General features: G+C 55.8%; 11 protein-coding genes. 4 read left to right on the plus strand and 7 right to left on the minus strand.

The genetic code is table 11. The features are described 5' to 3' along the window. The first annotated feature begins 17 nt into the window (after nucleotides 1-17). Together F5984_RS15800 and F5984_RS15805 are read left to right on the plus strand one after the other, a co-directional pair. A complete protein-coding gene (locus F5984_RS15800; RefSeq protein WP_152125221.1) occupies nucleotides 18-725 on the plus strand; it encodes a MotA/TolQ/ExbB proton channel family protein in 708 nt (235 codons plus the stop codon). Nucleotides 726-819: 94 nt separating this feature from the next. Beyond that, entirely contained in the window at nucleotides 820-1,212 is a 393-nt protein-coding gene (locus F5984_RS15805) for an ExbD/TolR family protein (RefSeq protein ID WP_019988631.1), read from the plus strand. Nucleotides 1,213-1,463: 251 nt separating this feature from the next. On the opposite strand, the gene F5984_RS15810 is transcribed toward F5984_RS15805, so the two are convergent. The 7 genes from F5984_RS15810 to F5984_RS15840 form a co-directional block, all read right to left on the minus strand. After that, entirely contained in the window at nucleotides 1,464-2,879 is a 1,416-nt protein-coding gene (locus F5984_RS15810) for an inorganic phosphate transporter (protein WP_152125222.1), read from the minus strand. Nucleotides 2,880-2,966: 87 nt separating this feature from the next. Beyond that, nucleotides 2,967-4,115 carry a mechanosensitive ion channel family protein gene (locus F5984_RS15815; protein ID WP_152125223.1) on the minus strand — a complete coding sequence of 383 codons (1,149 nt, stop codon included), beginning with the start codon at nucleotides 4,113-4,115 and terminating at the stop codon, nucleotides 2,967-2,969. A gap of 123 nt (nucleotides 4,116-4,238) precedes the next feature. Next, nucleotides 4,239-5,678 (minus strand): DUF1501 domain-containing protein, encoded by a 1,440-nt coding sequence (locus tag F5984_RS15820; RefSeq protein ID WP_152125224.1) that lies wholly within the window; start codon nucleotides 5,676-5,678, stop codon nucleotides 4,239-4,241. Nucleotides 5,679-5,717: 39 nt separating this feature from the next. Further along, nucleotides 5,718-9,245: a DUF1553 domain-containing protein gene (locus F5984_RS15825; protein WP_152125479.1), complete on the minus strand. Its 3,528-nt coding sequence runs from the start codon at nucleotides 9,243-9,245 to the stop codon at nucleotides 5,718-5,720. Nucleotides 9,246-9,396: 151 nt separating this feature from the next. Further along, nucleotides 9,397-12,063, minus strand: a complete 2,667-nt coding sequence (locus F5984_RS15830; protein ID WP_185155529.1) for a sialate O-acetylesterase — start codon at nucleotides 12,061-12,063, stop codon at nucleotides 9,397-9,399. Between the two features lie 176 nt (nucleotides 12,064-12,239). Beyond that, on the minus strand, nucleotides 12,240-13,763 hold the full coding sequence (locus F5984_RS15835) for a c-type cytochrome domain-containing protein (protein ID WP_152125226.1): 1,524 nt from the start codon (nucleotides 13,761-13,763) through the stop codon (nucleotides 12,240-12,242). A 4-nt stretch (nucleotides 13,764-13,767) separates the two neighbouring features. Beyond that, nucleotides 13,768-14,847 (minus strand): twin-arginine translocation signal domain-containing protein, encoded by a 1,080-nt coding sequence (locus F5984_RS15840; protein WP_152125227.1) that lies wholly within the window; start codon nucleotides 14,845-14,847, stop codon nucleotides 13,768-13,770. Between the two features lie 332 nt (nucleotides 14,848-15,179). Between F5984_RS15840 and F5984_RS15845 the strand changes: the two genes are divergently transcribed. Together F5984_RS15845 and nuoK are read left to right on the plus strand one after the other, a co-directional pair. After that, nucleotides 15,180-15,995, plus strand: coding sequence for a 3'-5' exonuclease (locus F5984_RS15845; RefSeq protein ID WP_152125228.1), 816 nt, complete (start codon nucleotides 15,180-15,182; stop codon nucleotides 15,993-15,995). A 127-nt stretch (nucleotides 15,996-16,122) separates the two neighbouring features. Then, a complete protein-coding gene (gene nuoK, locus F5984_RS15850) occupies nucleotides 16,123-16,467 on the plus strand; it encodes an NADH-quinone oxidoreductase subunit NuoK (protein WP_019988622.1) in 345 nt (114 codons plus the stop codon). The last annotated feature ends 58 nt before the right edge of the window (nucleotides 16,468-16,525 follow it).

The raw sequence follows: 16,525 nt of genomic DNA on the forward strand, positions 1-16,525 counted from the left end.
CCTCCGACGATTACTGTATGATTTTGCTTCAGGTTCCGGCTCTTGACACAGCCGCATCGGCCTCCGCTGCTACGGGAGTGGCCCCCCAACAAAGCCTGCAACTAATTGACCTTGTTGCCAAAGGGGGCTGGGTTATGATTCCCATCGCTATCCTTTTCTTTGCGGCCCTGTACATCATTTTCGAACGATTTTTCGTGATTCGGGCGCAAACCCGCGTCGACGAAGGATTTGTCGACAATGTAAAAGACATGGTGTTGCAGGGGAACATCAAATCGGCTGAGTCGTTTTGCCGGAATCAGAAAACATCCGTTGGTCGGGTATTTGAAAAGGCCGTTGGCCGGATTGGCGCTCCCATCCGCGAAATCGAGAGTACCATCGAAACCGTTGGGCAGATTGAACTCGGGCGGCTTGAGCGTAACATGGGTTACCTGGGGGTAATTGCCGGTATTGCGCCCATGCTTGGGTTTATCGGAACCATTTCAGGGATTATCCGAATCTTCTACGACATCTCGCTGTCCGACAATATCAGCGTCGGGATTATTGCCGGTGGTCTGTACGAGAAAATGATTACTTCAGGGGCCGGTCTTATCGTGGGGGTTATTGCCTACACGGGCTACCACCTGCTCAATATGATGGTCGAGAAGTTTACACTCCGGCTCGAAATGAACGCGTTTGAGTTTCTCGAAGTACTCCAAAAACCTACCGAGAGCGTTCGGGCCAGATAGTGGATAATGTACAATGAATAATGGGTAATGGTCTGAATATTAATAGGCCTAATACCCGTTCTACATTTTCCATTCTACATTATTCATTCATACAATGAAGCTACGCCGAAAAAATAAGTTTGCTGCCGAAGTGGCCACCTCGTCGCTGAACGACATCATGTTCTTCCTGCTGTTGTTCTTCCTGATTATCTCGACGGTGGCCAACCCGAATGTAATAAAGCTGATGCTGCCAAAGGCGTCGTCGTCGCAGCAGTTGAGCAAAAAGCAGGTGACGCTCTCGGTCGATGCTAACAAGCAGTACTTTATCGACAAGCAGCCGGTTGCCCCCGAAAATCTGGAGAATGAACTCAAGGCGATCATGGCCGGTATCGACGAACCCACGGTGGTGGTTCGGTTCGACAAAAGTCTGACGGTTCAGGATTTGGTGGGCGTACTCGAAACGGGGGCCAAGCTGAACATCAAAATGGTCATGGCTACGTCGAAGTAAGCAGACGAAACGTTTTAATAGCAAAGGGGAGCCGGTTTTCGACCGGCTCCCCTTTGTGTTGGTGTCAGGCTTTGAAGCCCTGCCTTCTGTACGTATCGGCTACCTATAAACTAACGTGAGTTATGGATAGTTTGTATTGCAACTAGCTGTTTAACAGACAATTGCTGACGCCAGGGCCTTCGACAGGCTCAGGCGTCAGCAATCATGCATCATTCACGTTAAACTACAAACGGCCAACTGAAAACTGTTTTTTAGAGAAGCCAGCGGAAGAACACGAACAAGGTTGCTGAGAGCAAAATGGCAACCGGTAAGGTGAGCAGCCAGGCGAGCATGATACTCTGTATGGTACCGGCTTGCAGGTTTTTAATGCCTTTGCTGGCCACCATAGCACCGGCAATACCCGACGATAGGGAGTGTGTTGTACTAACCGGTACTTTAAAGGCTGAGGCCATACCAATGGTAACGGCGGCTACCAGCTCGGCCGATGCGCCCTGCGCGTAGGTCAGGTGGCTCTTACCAATCTTTTCGCCCACGGTTACAACAATCCGTTTCCAGCCAATCATGGTGCCGAAGCCCAATGAGAGCGAAATCATCAGAATAACCCAGAAAGGCGCGTGGTCGGTAAATTTCCGAAGGCCCTTTTCTTCCTGCGTAGCGGCCGCACTCAGGGCTTTCCGGTCGGCGTCGCTCAGTTTCACGGCTTCGCTTTCGTTCAGTTTTTTGACGTTGCTGCTGATGGTAAGCAGCGCCTGCCGCACGTCGAGGGCGTGTTCGCGTTCAATTTTGTTGGCGGCCAGTACCTTCTCCAGATTCTGCGCACTCGCCTTGATCTGAGCAATTCGGGCCTTCTCGCTCACGTTGAGCAACGTGGTGTCGATGAGGGCAATTTTCTGCTCCACAACCGTGAGGTCGGGGCGGAGTTGCTGCACATCAAGCCGGTTGTCTACGGCGAAATAAGCCGGTAAAATACCGATCAGGATAAGCATGACCAGACCAATGCCCTTCTGACCGTCGTTGCGGCCGTGGAAAAAGCTCACCAGCGTACAGGTCATAATCAGAATACCGCGTACCCAGGCTGGTGGTGCCTGACCGGGCTGTGGTTCATCAAACAGTTGCTTACGAACCTCTTTGTTGAGCGACCGGCGCAACACAAACATAAGTACTACGGCAAGGCTAAACCCGATCAGGGGCGACAGAAACAAGGCGGCAAATACTTCCTTGGCTTTGTCCCAGTTGACGGCCGCAATACCCATTTCGTTGTCGGGGAGCACGGCATAACCCAGCCCGACGCCAATGATGGCCCCAATCAGGGTGTGTGAGCTTGAAGCGGGCAGACCAAAATACCAGGTGCCAAAGTTCCAGATAATGGCGCTGAACAGAAGCGCCAGCACCATGGCTATACTATGGTACACGTTCTGATCGATCAGCAACTCAACCGGAAGCAAGTTTACAATGCTCATACCCACACCAACCCCTCCGGTGATTACCCCCAGAAAATTCATAAATCCAGACCAAACAACGGCCTGAGTTGGTTGCAATGAGTTGGTATAAATAACGGTGGCAACGGCATTGGCGGTGTCGTGAAAGCCGTTGATGAATTCGAAGACGCAAGCGGCTAAAATGCAGAATGCGAGTAGGATAAAAATGCCGGTCTCTAAGCCGAACATAGTGATTTTAAGTTAGATACAAGCTGCTGGTTTGACTAAACCACCACAAAGGTCTGCAAAACCCGGCACGCGCCGGGAAATCCAATGTTATGTAATTGTTAAGTCTGTTGCAGCGCTTTTGTCTGCCTCGCTATTTTGGGGTATCCGCGCGGGCTCGAACTGAACCCTGGTTTGGGGTAGGCTCTCGGGGTATTCTTCCCGTAAAAACACAATAATGGCCTCGCGCAGGTGGCAGCGCAGGTCGAAGGCCGAGGGGGCGTCGGCCGCAGAGACCAAAATCCGCACAATAACACCCGTAGGGGTGGTGTCGGTAATTTGAACGGCAAAAACGTCCTGATTCCAGAGCGGGTCGGCTTCGGCGAATTCGCGGGCTTTTTCGCGGAGCCGCTCAATAGGCACGTTGTAATCCAGATACAGCAGAATGGCTCCCGTGATGGAAGCATCGGAGCGGGTCCAGTTCTGAAACGGCGTTTCGACGAAATACGTGATGGGCAAAATCAGTCGCCGACGGTCCCAAAGCCGGACGACCACGTTGGTCAGGTTAATTTCTTCAATACGCCCCCACTCGTTTTCCACCACCACGGCATCGTCGAGCCGAATTTGCTGGGTAAAGGCTATCTGGATACCCGCCAGTAGGTTAGCCAGCGTTTTCTGGGCCGCAAAACCGATCAGCACCGAGAAAACCCCCGCCGAAGTAAGCACGCTAAGGCCTACTTTTCGGCTTCCTTGGAAGGTGAGTAAAAGCAGGGCTCCACTGATAATGAAAATAAGAAAGACAATAAATCGCCTGACGAACCGAACCTGCGTGACAAACTTTCGCTGCGAGAGGTTTACGTCCTGCGTGGTGTCGTATTGGCGTACCAGAAGCAGTTCGCCTACTTTCAGGAGTTGGACCACCAGCCAGGTAGCGGCTATCAGAAATAGCACCTCGGCTGCCTTGTCGGCTACGGGATGGCGTCGGATAAACCGTGCCGATTGTATGTTGGTGGCTAACAGAAAAAACAGAGAGGGCACAAATGCCCAGAATGCCCAGCGTACGTAGGTGCGTAGGTAGCCCAGGGCCTGCGAAGGTCGTTTTCGGTTCACAAACCGGATGGTTTGCGTAACGACCAAGTTGACAATAAGCCCCGCCAGAACGGCAATAATTAACAGAATCCAGCCCGACAGGTCGCGGTTGGGAACAAACCCAAACCACCGGATCAGGCTACGAATCCAGGTATCAATCTGTTGCTGCATGGGGCAAAGGTAAGGCTATTCGACTGTGATTTGCCGGTAAATCGCCTGCATGGGCCACGTCAGATCGCCTAATCTTATGATTTGGTTCAAGATAGATCGGCTATTAATCGATTGGTTTTTCGGCTACGCCAGCAAGGGTTTTATCACCTTCCCGTGCACATCGGTGAGCCGGTACCGCCGACCTTGGTGCTTGAAGGTTAGTTTCTCGTGGTCTACCCCCATCAGGTGCATCACTGTGGCCTGAAAGTCGTGTACGTGCACGGGGTCTCGGGCAATGTTGTACCCAAATTCGTCGGTTTCGCCGTATACAAAGCTCTTTTTGATGCCCGCACCAGCCATCCAGATCGTATAGCAACGTGGGTGATGGTCGCGGCCGTAGTTGTCTTTTTTTAGTTTGCCTTGTGAGTAGTTGGTACGCCCAAACTCACCCCCCCAAATCACGAGCGTATCGTCGAGGAGGCCGCGCTGTTTGAGGTCCATCACCAGAGCCGCCGAGGCCTGATCCACGCTTTTGGTTTGCACCTTAATGTCATTGGGTAGGTTGCCGTGCTGATCCCAGCCCTGATGGTAAAGCTGCACGAATTTCACATCTTTCTCGATCAGCTTCCGGGCCAGCAGGCAGTTGGCCGCAAACGTGCCGGGCTGCCGACTATCGGGGCCGTACAGGTCAAAAATATAGTTGGGCTCTTTGGAGAGGTCGAGGGTTTCGGGCACGGAGGCCTGCATTCGGTAGGCCATTTCGTACTGCTGCATTCGATTGTCAATCTCCGGGTCGAGTACGTGTTTAACTTGCTCCTGATGCAGTTTGGCCAGGTAATCGAGCATCCGTCGGCGGCTTGTCCGGTCAATGCCGGGCGGGTTGTTGAGGTAAAAAACCGGGTCGGGTCCCGACCGAAATACCACGCCCTGATGCACCGAGGGCAAAAAGCCGTTGCTCCAGAGTTTGGCGTAGAGGGGCTGGTCGCCGTTGCGGCCTTTGGAAAGCAGCACTACAAACGCGGGCATATTCTGGTTGTCGGAGCCGAGGCCATAACTTACCCACGACCCAAAACTGGGCCGACCCGCCTGCTGGCTGCCCGTTTGGATAAACGTAACGGCGGGGTCGTGGTTGATGGCTTCGGTGTGCATGGTTTTGATAAAGCACAGGTCATCGACCACCCGCGACGTGTACGGCAGCAACTCGCTCACCCAGGCGCGGCTTTGGCCGTGTTGCGCAAATTTGAAGGCCGATGCCGCCAGCGGAAACCGGCTTTGTCCGGCGGTCATGCCCGTCAGGCGTTGCCCTTTCCGAACCGATTCGGGCAACTCTTGCCCCCACATGGTTTCGAGCCGGGGTTTGTAATCGAACAGCTCGAGTTGGCTGGGAGCTCCGCTCTGAAACAGATAGATCACCCGCTTTACCTTGGGCGGAAAATGCGGTTTGCCGAGGGCCGGGCCTGATGCCGCCAAAGCCGCACCCGGATTGAGCAACGAGGCCAGGGCCAGCGTACCAATACCGGCACCGGTTTGCCCCAGAAACGTCCGGCGGCTCATCATATCGTGGATTTGATCCTGAAGGTCCATAGTGGTTATCGGTATCGGGGCTCGGAATGCCCCCGTGATTTATCGCTTTACGATTGCTTCGTCGAAATTCATAATCGTGTTGCCCACCACCGTCCAGGCCGCGAGTTGGTCGGGCGGCAGTTGCCGGGTAACGGGATACTCGCCCACGGTGAGCAATTCTGCAGCACGTTTGGGATTGGCCCGGAAATCGCGTAGCTCTTCGGTGTAGAGTTGTTGCATCAGGCGGAGTTCCTGCGGGCGCGCCGGCCGGCCGACAATCGACTTGAAGAAGGCATGGATTATCTCTGCTCCGTTTGTCAGGTTGCCCTTTCGTTTTTCACCTTCTTTCTGGGCCAACACCCGAGCGGCCTCTACAAACTGAGGGTCGTTAAGCGTAACCAGTGCCTGTAACGGGGTCGATGTTTTTTGGCGTTTTACGGTGCAGGTGTGCCGCTCGGCCGCGTCGAAGTTGAGCATCATGGGCGGGGGCGACGACCGTTTCCAGATCGTGTACATCGACCGTCGGTAGAGGCTATCGCCGTGGTTTTGCACGTAATTGACAGCGTTACGTGTAGCCAATGCCTCCCAGATGCCCGCGGGCTGGTAGGGGTGTACGCTCGGGCCGCCAATCTGGCGAGTCAGAAGGCCGCTGGCCGCAAGGGCATTGTCGCGCACTTGTTCGGCACTGAGCCGGTAGCTGGGCCCCCGGCTCAGGTAGGTGTTGTCGAGGTCGCGTTCGCGGACGGAGGGTGGTACACTTGACGATTGCCGGTACGTGGCCGAGAGCACAATCAGTTTGTGCAGGGCTTTCACGTCCCACGGGCCTACGGTCTGGCTGGGGTCGTCGGGTGCTGGCCCCCCTTCCCGGAACCGAACCGCCAGATAGTCGAGCAGGGCGGGGTGGGAGGGTAGGTTGCCCTGATTGCCAAAGTCATCGCTACTCTTCACGAGCCCCTGCCCGAAATATTGCTGCCAGATCCGGTTTACGGCCACGCGGGCAAACAACGGGTTGTCGGGCCGGAGTAGCCATTGGGCCAGCCCCAGCCGATTGGGCGTTTCGTTGGTGAGTGGGGGCAGAAAATGAGGAACCTCGGCCGTAACCTGCTCGCCGGGGGCGTCGTAAGCCCCCCGTTTGAGCAAGTGCGTAGCTACCTTGTACCGACGTTCGCTCATGGTCATCACGTCGATTTGCTCGTTCAGAATCCGGGTTTCCTCGGCCAGTTGAGCTTGTCGGGCGGCTTGTCGTTGCCCATACGGTCTGTCGAAATTAGTCAGGTAATACGCAAACAGGTCGGCTTGCTGGGCCTCGGTCCGGTCGGGGTTCAGCAGGGCTTCGCGCACCACATCGCGCTGCACCGTTAATGACTGAGCTTCGAGCCGGGTGAGCGCGCGGTTATACACCCGCACTTCATCTACAGCGTAGCCTTTGTAGTTCTGGTCGTGCGAGTGTCCAATCGAAAAGTTAGGTGTACCAGCACCCCAATAGCTGTGGTTTTTACCCCAGACGGTGCTTTGGGTGAGGTTGTCGGTCATCACCCGCGTAGGGGTTGGGTTGCCGTTGACAAAAAACTGCACCCCATCGGCGCGACTACTGCCATCGTAGCTGATGGTCAGGTGCATCCAGTGGTTTAGGGGAAGCCGTTGGCGGGTTTCGATGTCGATGGCATCGTCGGGCCATACGTAGCTCATCCGAAACGCCAGCCGACCGTCGGGAAGCCGTTGAAGCCGGTAGCCTCTGAATCCGTTGAAAGGCCCCAAATCGCGGTTAAAAAGTGACCCTTCCAGTTTAGGATCATTGACGTTGACCCACAGGCTCACCGTAAACGGTTGGTGCCGTTCGAACCAGGCCGGGCGGGCCCAGTCGTTTTCGGGTTTCTCCCAGCGGCCTGCCCCTTTGAGCTGGAGCAGGCTTTCGCCCACGAGCCTGACCCCGCGCCCAACGGCCCCTTTCACAAACGGAATCGGGTAGTCGAGATCGCCCTGGGTTTCGAGGGGGAGTGTATCGTTGGCGATGTTGGCAAACAACCGGCGTATTTTTGGCGGTTCGGGTTTAGGCTCGGCTGGCTTTGGCGGTTCTGGTCTGACCGACGCGAGACGCACAAGCGACGAGGCCTTTGTTGGTTTTTGTTTGGCTTCGTCAGGCTTCTTCTCGTCTTTCTTTTTCGATTCAACCGGCACGTCTTTGCTTTGGTCGAAGGGTACGTAAATGACCAGATTTTTCTGGGCGGGCAACAGGGCCGTTTGGGGGGCTTTTTCGGCCTTCGCCAGCCAGTCGGCAAATCGTTGTTTTACACCTTCCTCATCGGCTTTCCGGGCGCGGTCGAGCGTATTGATGCGCTTTCGGATGGCCGTCAGTTTGGCGTCGGCTTCGGGCGTGGGCAGCGTAATATGCGGAGAAGGCTCTCCATTGTACGGAATCTGGCCGTATTCGTTGTTTTGGGCGAAAAAAGCGGTCAGAGCGTAATAATCTTTCTGGCTGATGGGGTCGTACTTGTGATCGTGGCAACGGGCGCATTCGACCGACATACCCAGCATGGCTTTCCCGAAGGTAGCTGCCCGGTCGGCCAGGTACTCCTGCCGGTACTCTTCGGGCACGATACCGCCTTCCTGGCTTTGCTGATGGTTCCGGTTAAACGCCGTGGCAATCAGCCGGTCGCGGTCGGTGGCCCGGTTGCCGGTGTTGGGCAGTAGGTCGCCCGCCAATTGCCAGGTGATAAAGGTGTCGTAGGGCTGATTCTGGTTAAACGACCGGATCACCCAGTCGCGGTAGGGCCACATGGTCCGCAGGCCGTCGTCCTGATACCCGTGGGTATCGGCGTAGCGGGCCAGATCGAGCCAGTCGACGGCCTGCCGTTCGCCATAGTGCGGGCTTTTCAGGAGTCGGTCAACGGCTTTTTCATAGGCTTGTGGTGATTTGTCGGCCATAAACTGATCTACTTCGGCCGGGGTAGGGGGTAAGCCCGTCAGGTCGAGCGATACCCGCCGGAGGAGGGTAAGCCGGTCGGCTTCGGGGGCTGGCTTCAGCTTTTGCTGGCTATGGGTTTGGGCCACAAACCGGTCAATCTCGTTACGCGCCCAGGCCTCGCCCGCTTTGGGCACATCGGGGAGGGTGGGGGCCGTGAGCGACCAGTGCTCTTTATACTCAGCGCCCTGCTCAATCCACCGAATGAGGGTCGCTTTTTCCTCAACCGATAACGCCAGATTAGATTCGGGCGTGGGCATCATGTAATCGGGGTCGGTACTGACGATGCGGTGATACACCTCGCTATGAGCCAGATTGCCGGGGTCAATGGCCGTGTTTCCACTCTCGGCCAGTGCTTCGTAGGCGCCCTCGGGGGTGTCGAGCCGGAGCCCGGCCTTTTGCTTGTTCTGGTCGGGGCCGTGGCAGGCAAAGCACCGGTCCGACAGAATCGGCTTCACATGCAGGTTGTAATCGACCTTTTCGGGCAGGTTGGCCTCGGCCGCTACAATCTCTGCGGGCTTTTCAACCGACCGCTGGCAGGAGCTAAGCCCAAGAGCCAGTTCCAGAATACCAACGGTCGTGATGAGAGAAGCGTGACGGAACAGCGGATTCAGGCGACGCAGCATATCAGGGCTAAATTTTTGCATAATGCGGATAGCGCATATATACAAAAATAAGAATTGCTCTTTCTGCTGGACCTAAATGGCAATTTCTACGACAAACCGGGCAAAATAGCCCATAAATAAACGGTCGGTCCTGAATCGGCTGATCGTTTGGTTAATATTCGCGCTGAGCCTGCAAGGGCACGCAGCCTCCGCAACCCGGCTCAATCCGGGGTTGAAGCTTGTCGTTGGCTCGCGGTGCCCGTATGAGTTGCTGGGGTGGATACGCCTGAAAAACACCGTATTGCAGCACGACCTCCACCGAAACCTCGGTGTCGGGCTGATTGGCCAGCCGTGCCTTGATTCGGTAGGTACCCGCTACAACACCACCCACACCCGGCGATACAGGCAGGTACAATCGTTGTTGGCTGTAGCCCGGCTGCTCGGTGTACGAGACAGCCATTTGCCAGTCGGTGGGGCTGAATGACCCATCAACCCGCTCCAGACTAATCTGCACCGGGCTTTCGGCGGCTACCAATACCTGAAAACCGTGGGTCGGCGCATCGTATTTGTAGCCCAGTCGGTTAATGCCTGCTGCCACCGTGCCCGTTTTCGGGGGCGAGGTGGTTGTGGTGGTGGTTGAGCCCGGTGGCGTAGCGGGAGTCTGCGCGATGAAGATCGAGAATACGCCGTAAGCCAGGGTTACCTCGGAGGTAATCACGGCATCGGGCTGACTGGTGAGCCGCGCCGACAGTCGGTATCGGCCGGCTACGACGCCCCCAACGCCCGGAGCAACGGGCGCGTAAAACCGCTGGGCCGTGTAACCCGACTCATCGGTAAAGGGAACCACCGGACCCCAGCCGGTTTCGGCGAAGGGACCATCCAGCCGTTCGAGCCGCACCTCAACGGGCCCGTCGGCATCGGTCAGCAACTGAAAACCGTGGGTTGGCGCATCGTATTTATAGCCCACTTTACGCAAACCGGCCACGGTGGGGTTGGTGGTTGCGGGCGTTTGTGGGGTAGTTGGGATTGGCGGAGTGGCAGGTGTCTCAACGGGCGGAGTCGTGGTGGTGGTTTCGCTGGCTGGGAAAATCGTGCGGAAACCGCCACTCAGCACAACCGCAATCGCTTTTTCAGACGTGGGCTGACCAATACGTCGGGCGCTGATCAGGTACTGACCGGGTTCAACACCACCTTCGCCCGGCCGAACCGGCGGGTAAAAGCGGGTGTAGTTGTATGAGTCCCGGAACGCACCGGCATTACTTGTGAACCAGCCGTTGTCGCTAAAGTTGCCATTGAGTCGCTGCACTTTTACTTCAACGGGGCCATCGGCATCCACAAACAGGTTGAAACCATGCGTCAGGGCGTCGTATTCGTAGCCAATGCGCCGGACGGAGGTAGCTGTGCCGGGCTGGGTGGTCGGGATAGGCGTGGGGGCGGTCACACCAAATGGCTGACTTGGCCGCCCGGCCACGGCTGGGTTCGTGGCATCGACCCGAACCGTGTACGTACCAGTGGGCAGTGACTCGGGCAACCGAACGGTCAGCGGGTTTTGCGTGCCCGTGCCAAGGTCGGCGAGCTGCTGACCGTCACTATTGAAAAGCCGTACCACAAACGGGCTGTCGGCGGTCAAGCCTTCGGGCCGAACGTACGGTACCGTAATCGTTTGCCCCGACCGGGCACCAATGGGTACAATGAGGCCCGTTGTGATCTCGGGCGAGCTACCCGCAAGGGTGCCCGGTTGCGATTGGTTGAAAAACTGATCGGTCAGGCTGTTGTTCCAGAGATCGGCAAACCGAATCATACCGTTGCCGCTGAAATGCAGTCCGTCGCCCCGGTCATCCGGGCCGGTGTACAGGTCTGTTTCGGGGCCGGGCCACACTCCCTCAACAGTGCTGATAAGTTCGTTCTGCCCCGCAATGATGGCTGGGTCGGTGCGGCCACCGATGTACGATACCCGCGACATGATCCAGGGTAGTCGGCTGTAGCCGCTCTGCTGGCGGGTTTTGTCGATAACCACTTTAACGTTGGCTACGTATTCCTGCTGCCCCCGGTAGCCGTTGTCCGACTCGCCCTGATGCCACAAAATGGCCCGGACGCCCGTCCGGCGGACGTAGTGATCGAGGGCGGCACTCATAGACCGGTAGGGCTGTAAGTAGGGGCCGGGCGATCCGCCGGGGTCTTGCCCCTGAGCCGAAATCCGCCAGACATTGCTGTTTGTGCCCCCATAAGCCGCGCCCAGAAATAATACCGGCACATTGAGCCGGGCCGTAAGCCGGTCGCCGAGCAAACCAAATACGTGCAGAAAGTTGTTAGGGGCCATTTTACGGCCCGCGCTTGCCTGGCTAAATGTGAGGGGTAGGTTAAACTCCGGCAGGTTCTCGTCGCGGAAATCAACCACCGACACCCGGTCGTCGGAGGCACCGGCAACCGGTGTCCAGGGATTGCCCTGTGCGTTGGATTGGCCCGATACAATAAAGACCTCACCCACGCCCACACGCTCGACGGTGGTTTCGGCCAGTAAATCGCTGTTTCGGTAAGCCCGTACTGCCAGTCGATACCAGCCGCCCCGTACGGGTAATTGCCCGCTGAAACGCCCGTTTCGGGGAGCGGGGTCAATGGTTGTCCAGTTGGTGGCAGTACCCTGGCCCGGCACCATAGCCTCCACGCGGGCTTCAATGCGGTTGGCACCCGCCGGGCATGAGCCTGCAATTGGGACCTGAGCCCCATTTTGGTTGTTGCGTTGGTACACAATGCGCGATTGGGGCGTATGCACCGTCAGTTGCGCGTAGAGTACTGTAGAAACTAGTAAGAGGGAAAGTGTGAGTAGTGCTTTTGTCATAACCGTGCAGAACACGTACGGCATAGGCAAAAACTGTACGAAAAAAGGCCAATGTACACTGACTGGTACGTTGGCCTTGTAAAAAAAAGTCTCTTTAGTCGCTAAATAACTTGAACAATAGACACTTACATTGCTCGAAAATAAAGGCGTATCGGCTTATCAAAAATCAGGCCACTCTACTGCTTGGTTGCTTTGGGCGACTCAATAGCCGGTTGGGTTACACTGGTTGCAAACGTGGCGATTGCCTGCTCGTTGAGCCCGCCAATAATTTCAAGCTGAGGGGCTGCCTTTTTCAACTGAGCAATACCCGCCGGGGTGACTTTGGTTTGCCACAGATACAGGGTCCGCAGGCTTTTGATGCCCGCGAGTTCGGCTAAACCGGCGTCTGAGATGGCCGTGCCGTACAGGTTCAGGTACGTCAGGTGGGGTAATCCTTTCAGATTTTTGAGGCCCGCATCGGTGATTTTGGTTTGCTCCAGATGCAGTTTGTGCAGGTTTTTCAACTTGGCTATCTGGGTCAGCGCCCCGTCGCCCACGCTCGTGTTGCTCAGCTTTAACCAAACCAGCTGCTCATCGAGCGCGGTAAGGGCGGCAGCATCGGCATCGCCGAAGGCACGGGCGTTTACGGCGCTTACTTCGAGCTGATTCTGCTCTTTCGACAAGGGCATTACGAGCAAGCCCGTTTTGCGCACGGTTTCGAGGGCCCCGGCATCGGCTGCGGGTACCTGCATGGTGAGTACCTCTGGTTCGGGGGCCGGGCCAGTGGCGGCTGCCGGTGCCGCGCTACTGCCTCCGGCCGGTGCACCGCTGCCGAGCTGCGCCAGAGCTGGTTTTACGGCATCGGTCACGGTCAGGTCAGCTACCTTCTTGTCGAAGGGCGCTCCCTGATCAATCCACCAGCTCAGGATAGCCACCTGACTATCGGTGAGTTGGGTTTTGCCTTTGGGCGGCATGTGCTCATCGTCGTCAAGAGGGAGCAGGCAACGCTTAATCAGCTCGCTGTCGAGGCCTTTGCCCGGAACAAATACGGGCCCGCCTTCGCCCCCTTTGCGGAGCATCTCAGCCGTATCGAAGCGGAGGTCACCTTTCGATTTTTCGGCGTTGTGGCATTGTACGCATCGGGCCTGCAAAATAGGGTTGACCACCTGCTCGTACACCAGCGCCTGATTTACGTCGGCCAGCGGTTTTATAGCAACTTCAGATTCTTTGCGCGGAGGCATTCCTGCCAGCGACCGGAAGGGTTCGGGCGTGTATTGCGTGAGGTAGTCGGACCCGTGCGTGAGCGCCCCCCCATGATGCCCGGCTACCATCAGCAAGACAATAGAGACGACCAATGCCGGTACGTACAGGAGCGACCCGAACGGGATACGGTCGCCGAACCGCTCTGATTTAACCAGCCAGGCTACCCAGGCAAAAACGGCCACCCCAATACCCTGCCATTGGTGTTCTTCCAGAATTTCGGCTTCGTAGCCGCCCCCCAGCGAGAGCAGATAGCCAAACAAACAGGCTACCGTAGCGCTCACCGCCGACCAGAACAGGATCAGGCTAATGACCGAGTCGGTCAGGCTGACGGCTCCTAACCGCCGACCCACTTCCAGAAGCCCGGCAATGAACAGAAAGCCAATAGGCAAGTGCACAATGAGCGGGTGGAAATGACCAAAAAACAATGCCCAATCCGACGGGGCCTGGAGAAGTATCATGTAATTAGCCGATGCGTTCGAGTTTGATCGGATACGTTTTCTGTGAGCTCCACTGCGCTACGTACAGGTTCTCGTCATTGTCGACGTGTACGTCGTGCGGGTGCATGAGGCCCATAAACGACCGGTCTTTTTGTTGTTCCTGCAGTTTGCCGTTCTGGTAAATAGGGGCTGTACCACCGGGGGTCGAAACTACCTTGTCGTTTTTGTCCAGAATCTGCACATAGCCCGAGTTGGGATATTGATCGGACGTGCTCCGGTAGGCCGCCCCGAAAATGTAATCTCCGTGAAGTACCGGCCGGCAAATGTAGGTGCCTGGCATCGGAATGGTCGACAGGTATTTACCATCGAGCGTAAACCGCTTGAAGCACTGATGCCGCCTGTCGGTAACGAGCAGGGTTGGGTTGGCCTTATTGCGGGTGTCGACAAGTACGCCGTGGCAGCAGTCGAATTTATCGTTTACGGCCGCGTCGTTGCTTTTGCCGCCAAAGTGCCGGATGTACCGCCCTTTGGCGTCGTACTGCGTAATGTAATTGGCCCCATAGCCATCGGCCACGTAAATATCTCCATTAGCGGGGTTGACGGCCGTTTCGGTTGGGGTAAACTCACCGGCATGGGCATACACCCCGGTTTCTCGGGGGTAGTCGATCTTCATGATCTCGCGGCCTTTGAGGTCGGTTTTGATCACCTGCCGCCGGGCGTTATCGCTGATGAGCAGAAACTGTTCGCCCCCCTCGTTCAGAATAGTGAGGCCGTGAGCGCCGGGGTAGGTGGTGCCCCAGCTATCGAGCAGCTTACCCGATTTATCGTAAATCAGGATATTATTTTTGGTTTCGTTGGTGAGCAGGAAGATCCGTCCTTTAGCGTCTTCCACCATTTCGTGGCAGTCGTTGACGGGGTTTTTGCCCGCATCCAGAACGCCCCAGTTGGGTACTACCCGGTACCGGTGCGAGTTGTGGCCGAGCACCACATTATCGGCTGTGCGGATGTGTTTGGCCGGAGCCAGAACGGGCAACGTAACGCCCGCGAGGGTTGCCAGAGCCGCTTTCTGCAAGAAATCGCGACGGTCGAGCCGGTTCGTATTCATACGTGATACGTGGTTTTTGGTCTTTCGTTCGTAGTGGTATGGTGGGGTGGTTTCGCACTCAGTACAGAAATAGTGTGTCTGAATTAGGTAAACCGTAAACCAAAAACTAAAAACGATAAACGTTGTAAGGGTTTGTCGTAAAAGAAGAACAGACGGGTTTGCTTACTTGATAGTCGGCAGTTTTTGCGCGCCCGTGGGGTAGGTAGCGGCAAGTGCCGCCGGGCTTGCCTACCACTTTACTGAAGATTGTTCGTGTCGCTTTTCATACTTTTGTGGTTCTATTACCCACCCGGAAACACGGTACTAACAAGAAAGCTTTATTTAATTGACCCATGACGCACCAATTACAACTTCGTAAACCGCTGGCTTTCTTCGACCTCGAGACCACAGGGGTTAACATTGCGAAAGACCGAATTATCGATATCTGCATTGTTAAGGCGATGCCCTCGGGCGAAGTCGTAATCAAAAATCAGCGCGTGAACCCCGGTATGCCGATTCCGGTAGAGTCGAGCCTGATTCATGGTATTTACGACGAAGATGTAGTTGATGCACCGCCGTTTAAAGCCGTGGCCCGGATGTTGGCTCAGTTTCTGGATGGTTGCGATTTGGCCGGGTTCAACATCAACCGGTTCGATGTGCCCTTGCTGGTAGAGGAGTTTTTGCGGGCTAATATTGATTTCGACATGCGGAACCGGCGGATGATCGACGCGCAGCGGATTTATCATCTCATGGAACCGCGTACTCTCTCGGCTGCCTACAAGTTTTACTGCAATAAAGACCTCGAAAACGCGCACAGTGCCGAAGCCGACACCCTCGCTACGTTTGAGGTGCTCAGTGCCCAAATGGCCCGTTATGAGGGGATGCCCGCCAAAGACGAAGCGGGCCGGGCGGTGGTATTCCAGGCCGATGTTGATTTTCTGCACGCGCTGACCATGAATAAAAACGTAGACCTGGCCGGGCGGATTATTTATAACGACAAAGGCGAAGAGGTTTTCAACTTCGGCAAACACAAGGGCGTAGCCGTGCTGGATGTGCTCAAAAAAGAGCCTTCTTTCTACGACTGGATGCTTAAAGGCGAGTTTCCGCTCGATACCAAACGCCGACTGACCGAGATCCGGCTGCGGATGTTTACCAACGGCACTAAGTGAGTATGTGCCGACGGAGGCCCGTTTTAGGGCCAAATTCGGTCGGATAGGCCCTCGACGAAAGAAGTCAGCTATCCACCGACACACTTTTATCATTACATTTGCGCGACTTTTACATTACCGGTTCACTATGCAACCCACTCAGCAGGTACTCATTCCGGAGGTCATTCAACAAATACCGCTCAACTATTATCTCATTTTTAGTACAGCGTTGTTTGTGATTGGCATTATCGGTGTGTTGACCCGGCGTAATGCCATCATAATCTTCATGTCGATTGAGCTCATGCTCAATGCTGTCAACATGCTCCTCATTGCCTTTTCGTCGTACAAGTCCGATCCGACGGGGCAGGTATTCGTCTTTTTCATCATGGCTGTGGCTGCCGCCGAAGTTGCGGTTGGGCTTGCCATTATCGTGATGATCTATCGAAATACGCGCTCAATTGATATCGGGGCACTCAACAAACTGAAATGGTAAAGCGAGTTTTCGGTTTACAGCTCTCTGTTTACCGTTGCGCAGGGCGATTGGCCTGTGT

This window comes from Rudanella paleaurantiibacter (assembly GCF_009184635.1).
GTDB lineage: Bacteria > Bacteroidota > Bacteroidia > Cytophagales > Spirosomataceae > Rudanella > Rudanella paleaurantiibacter.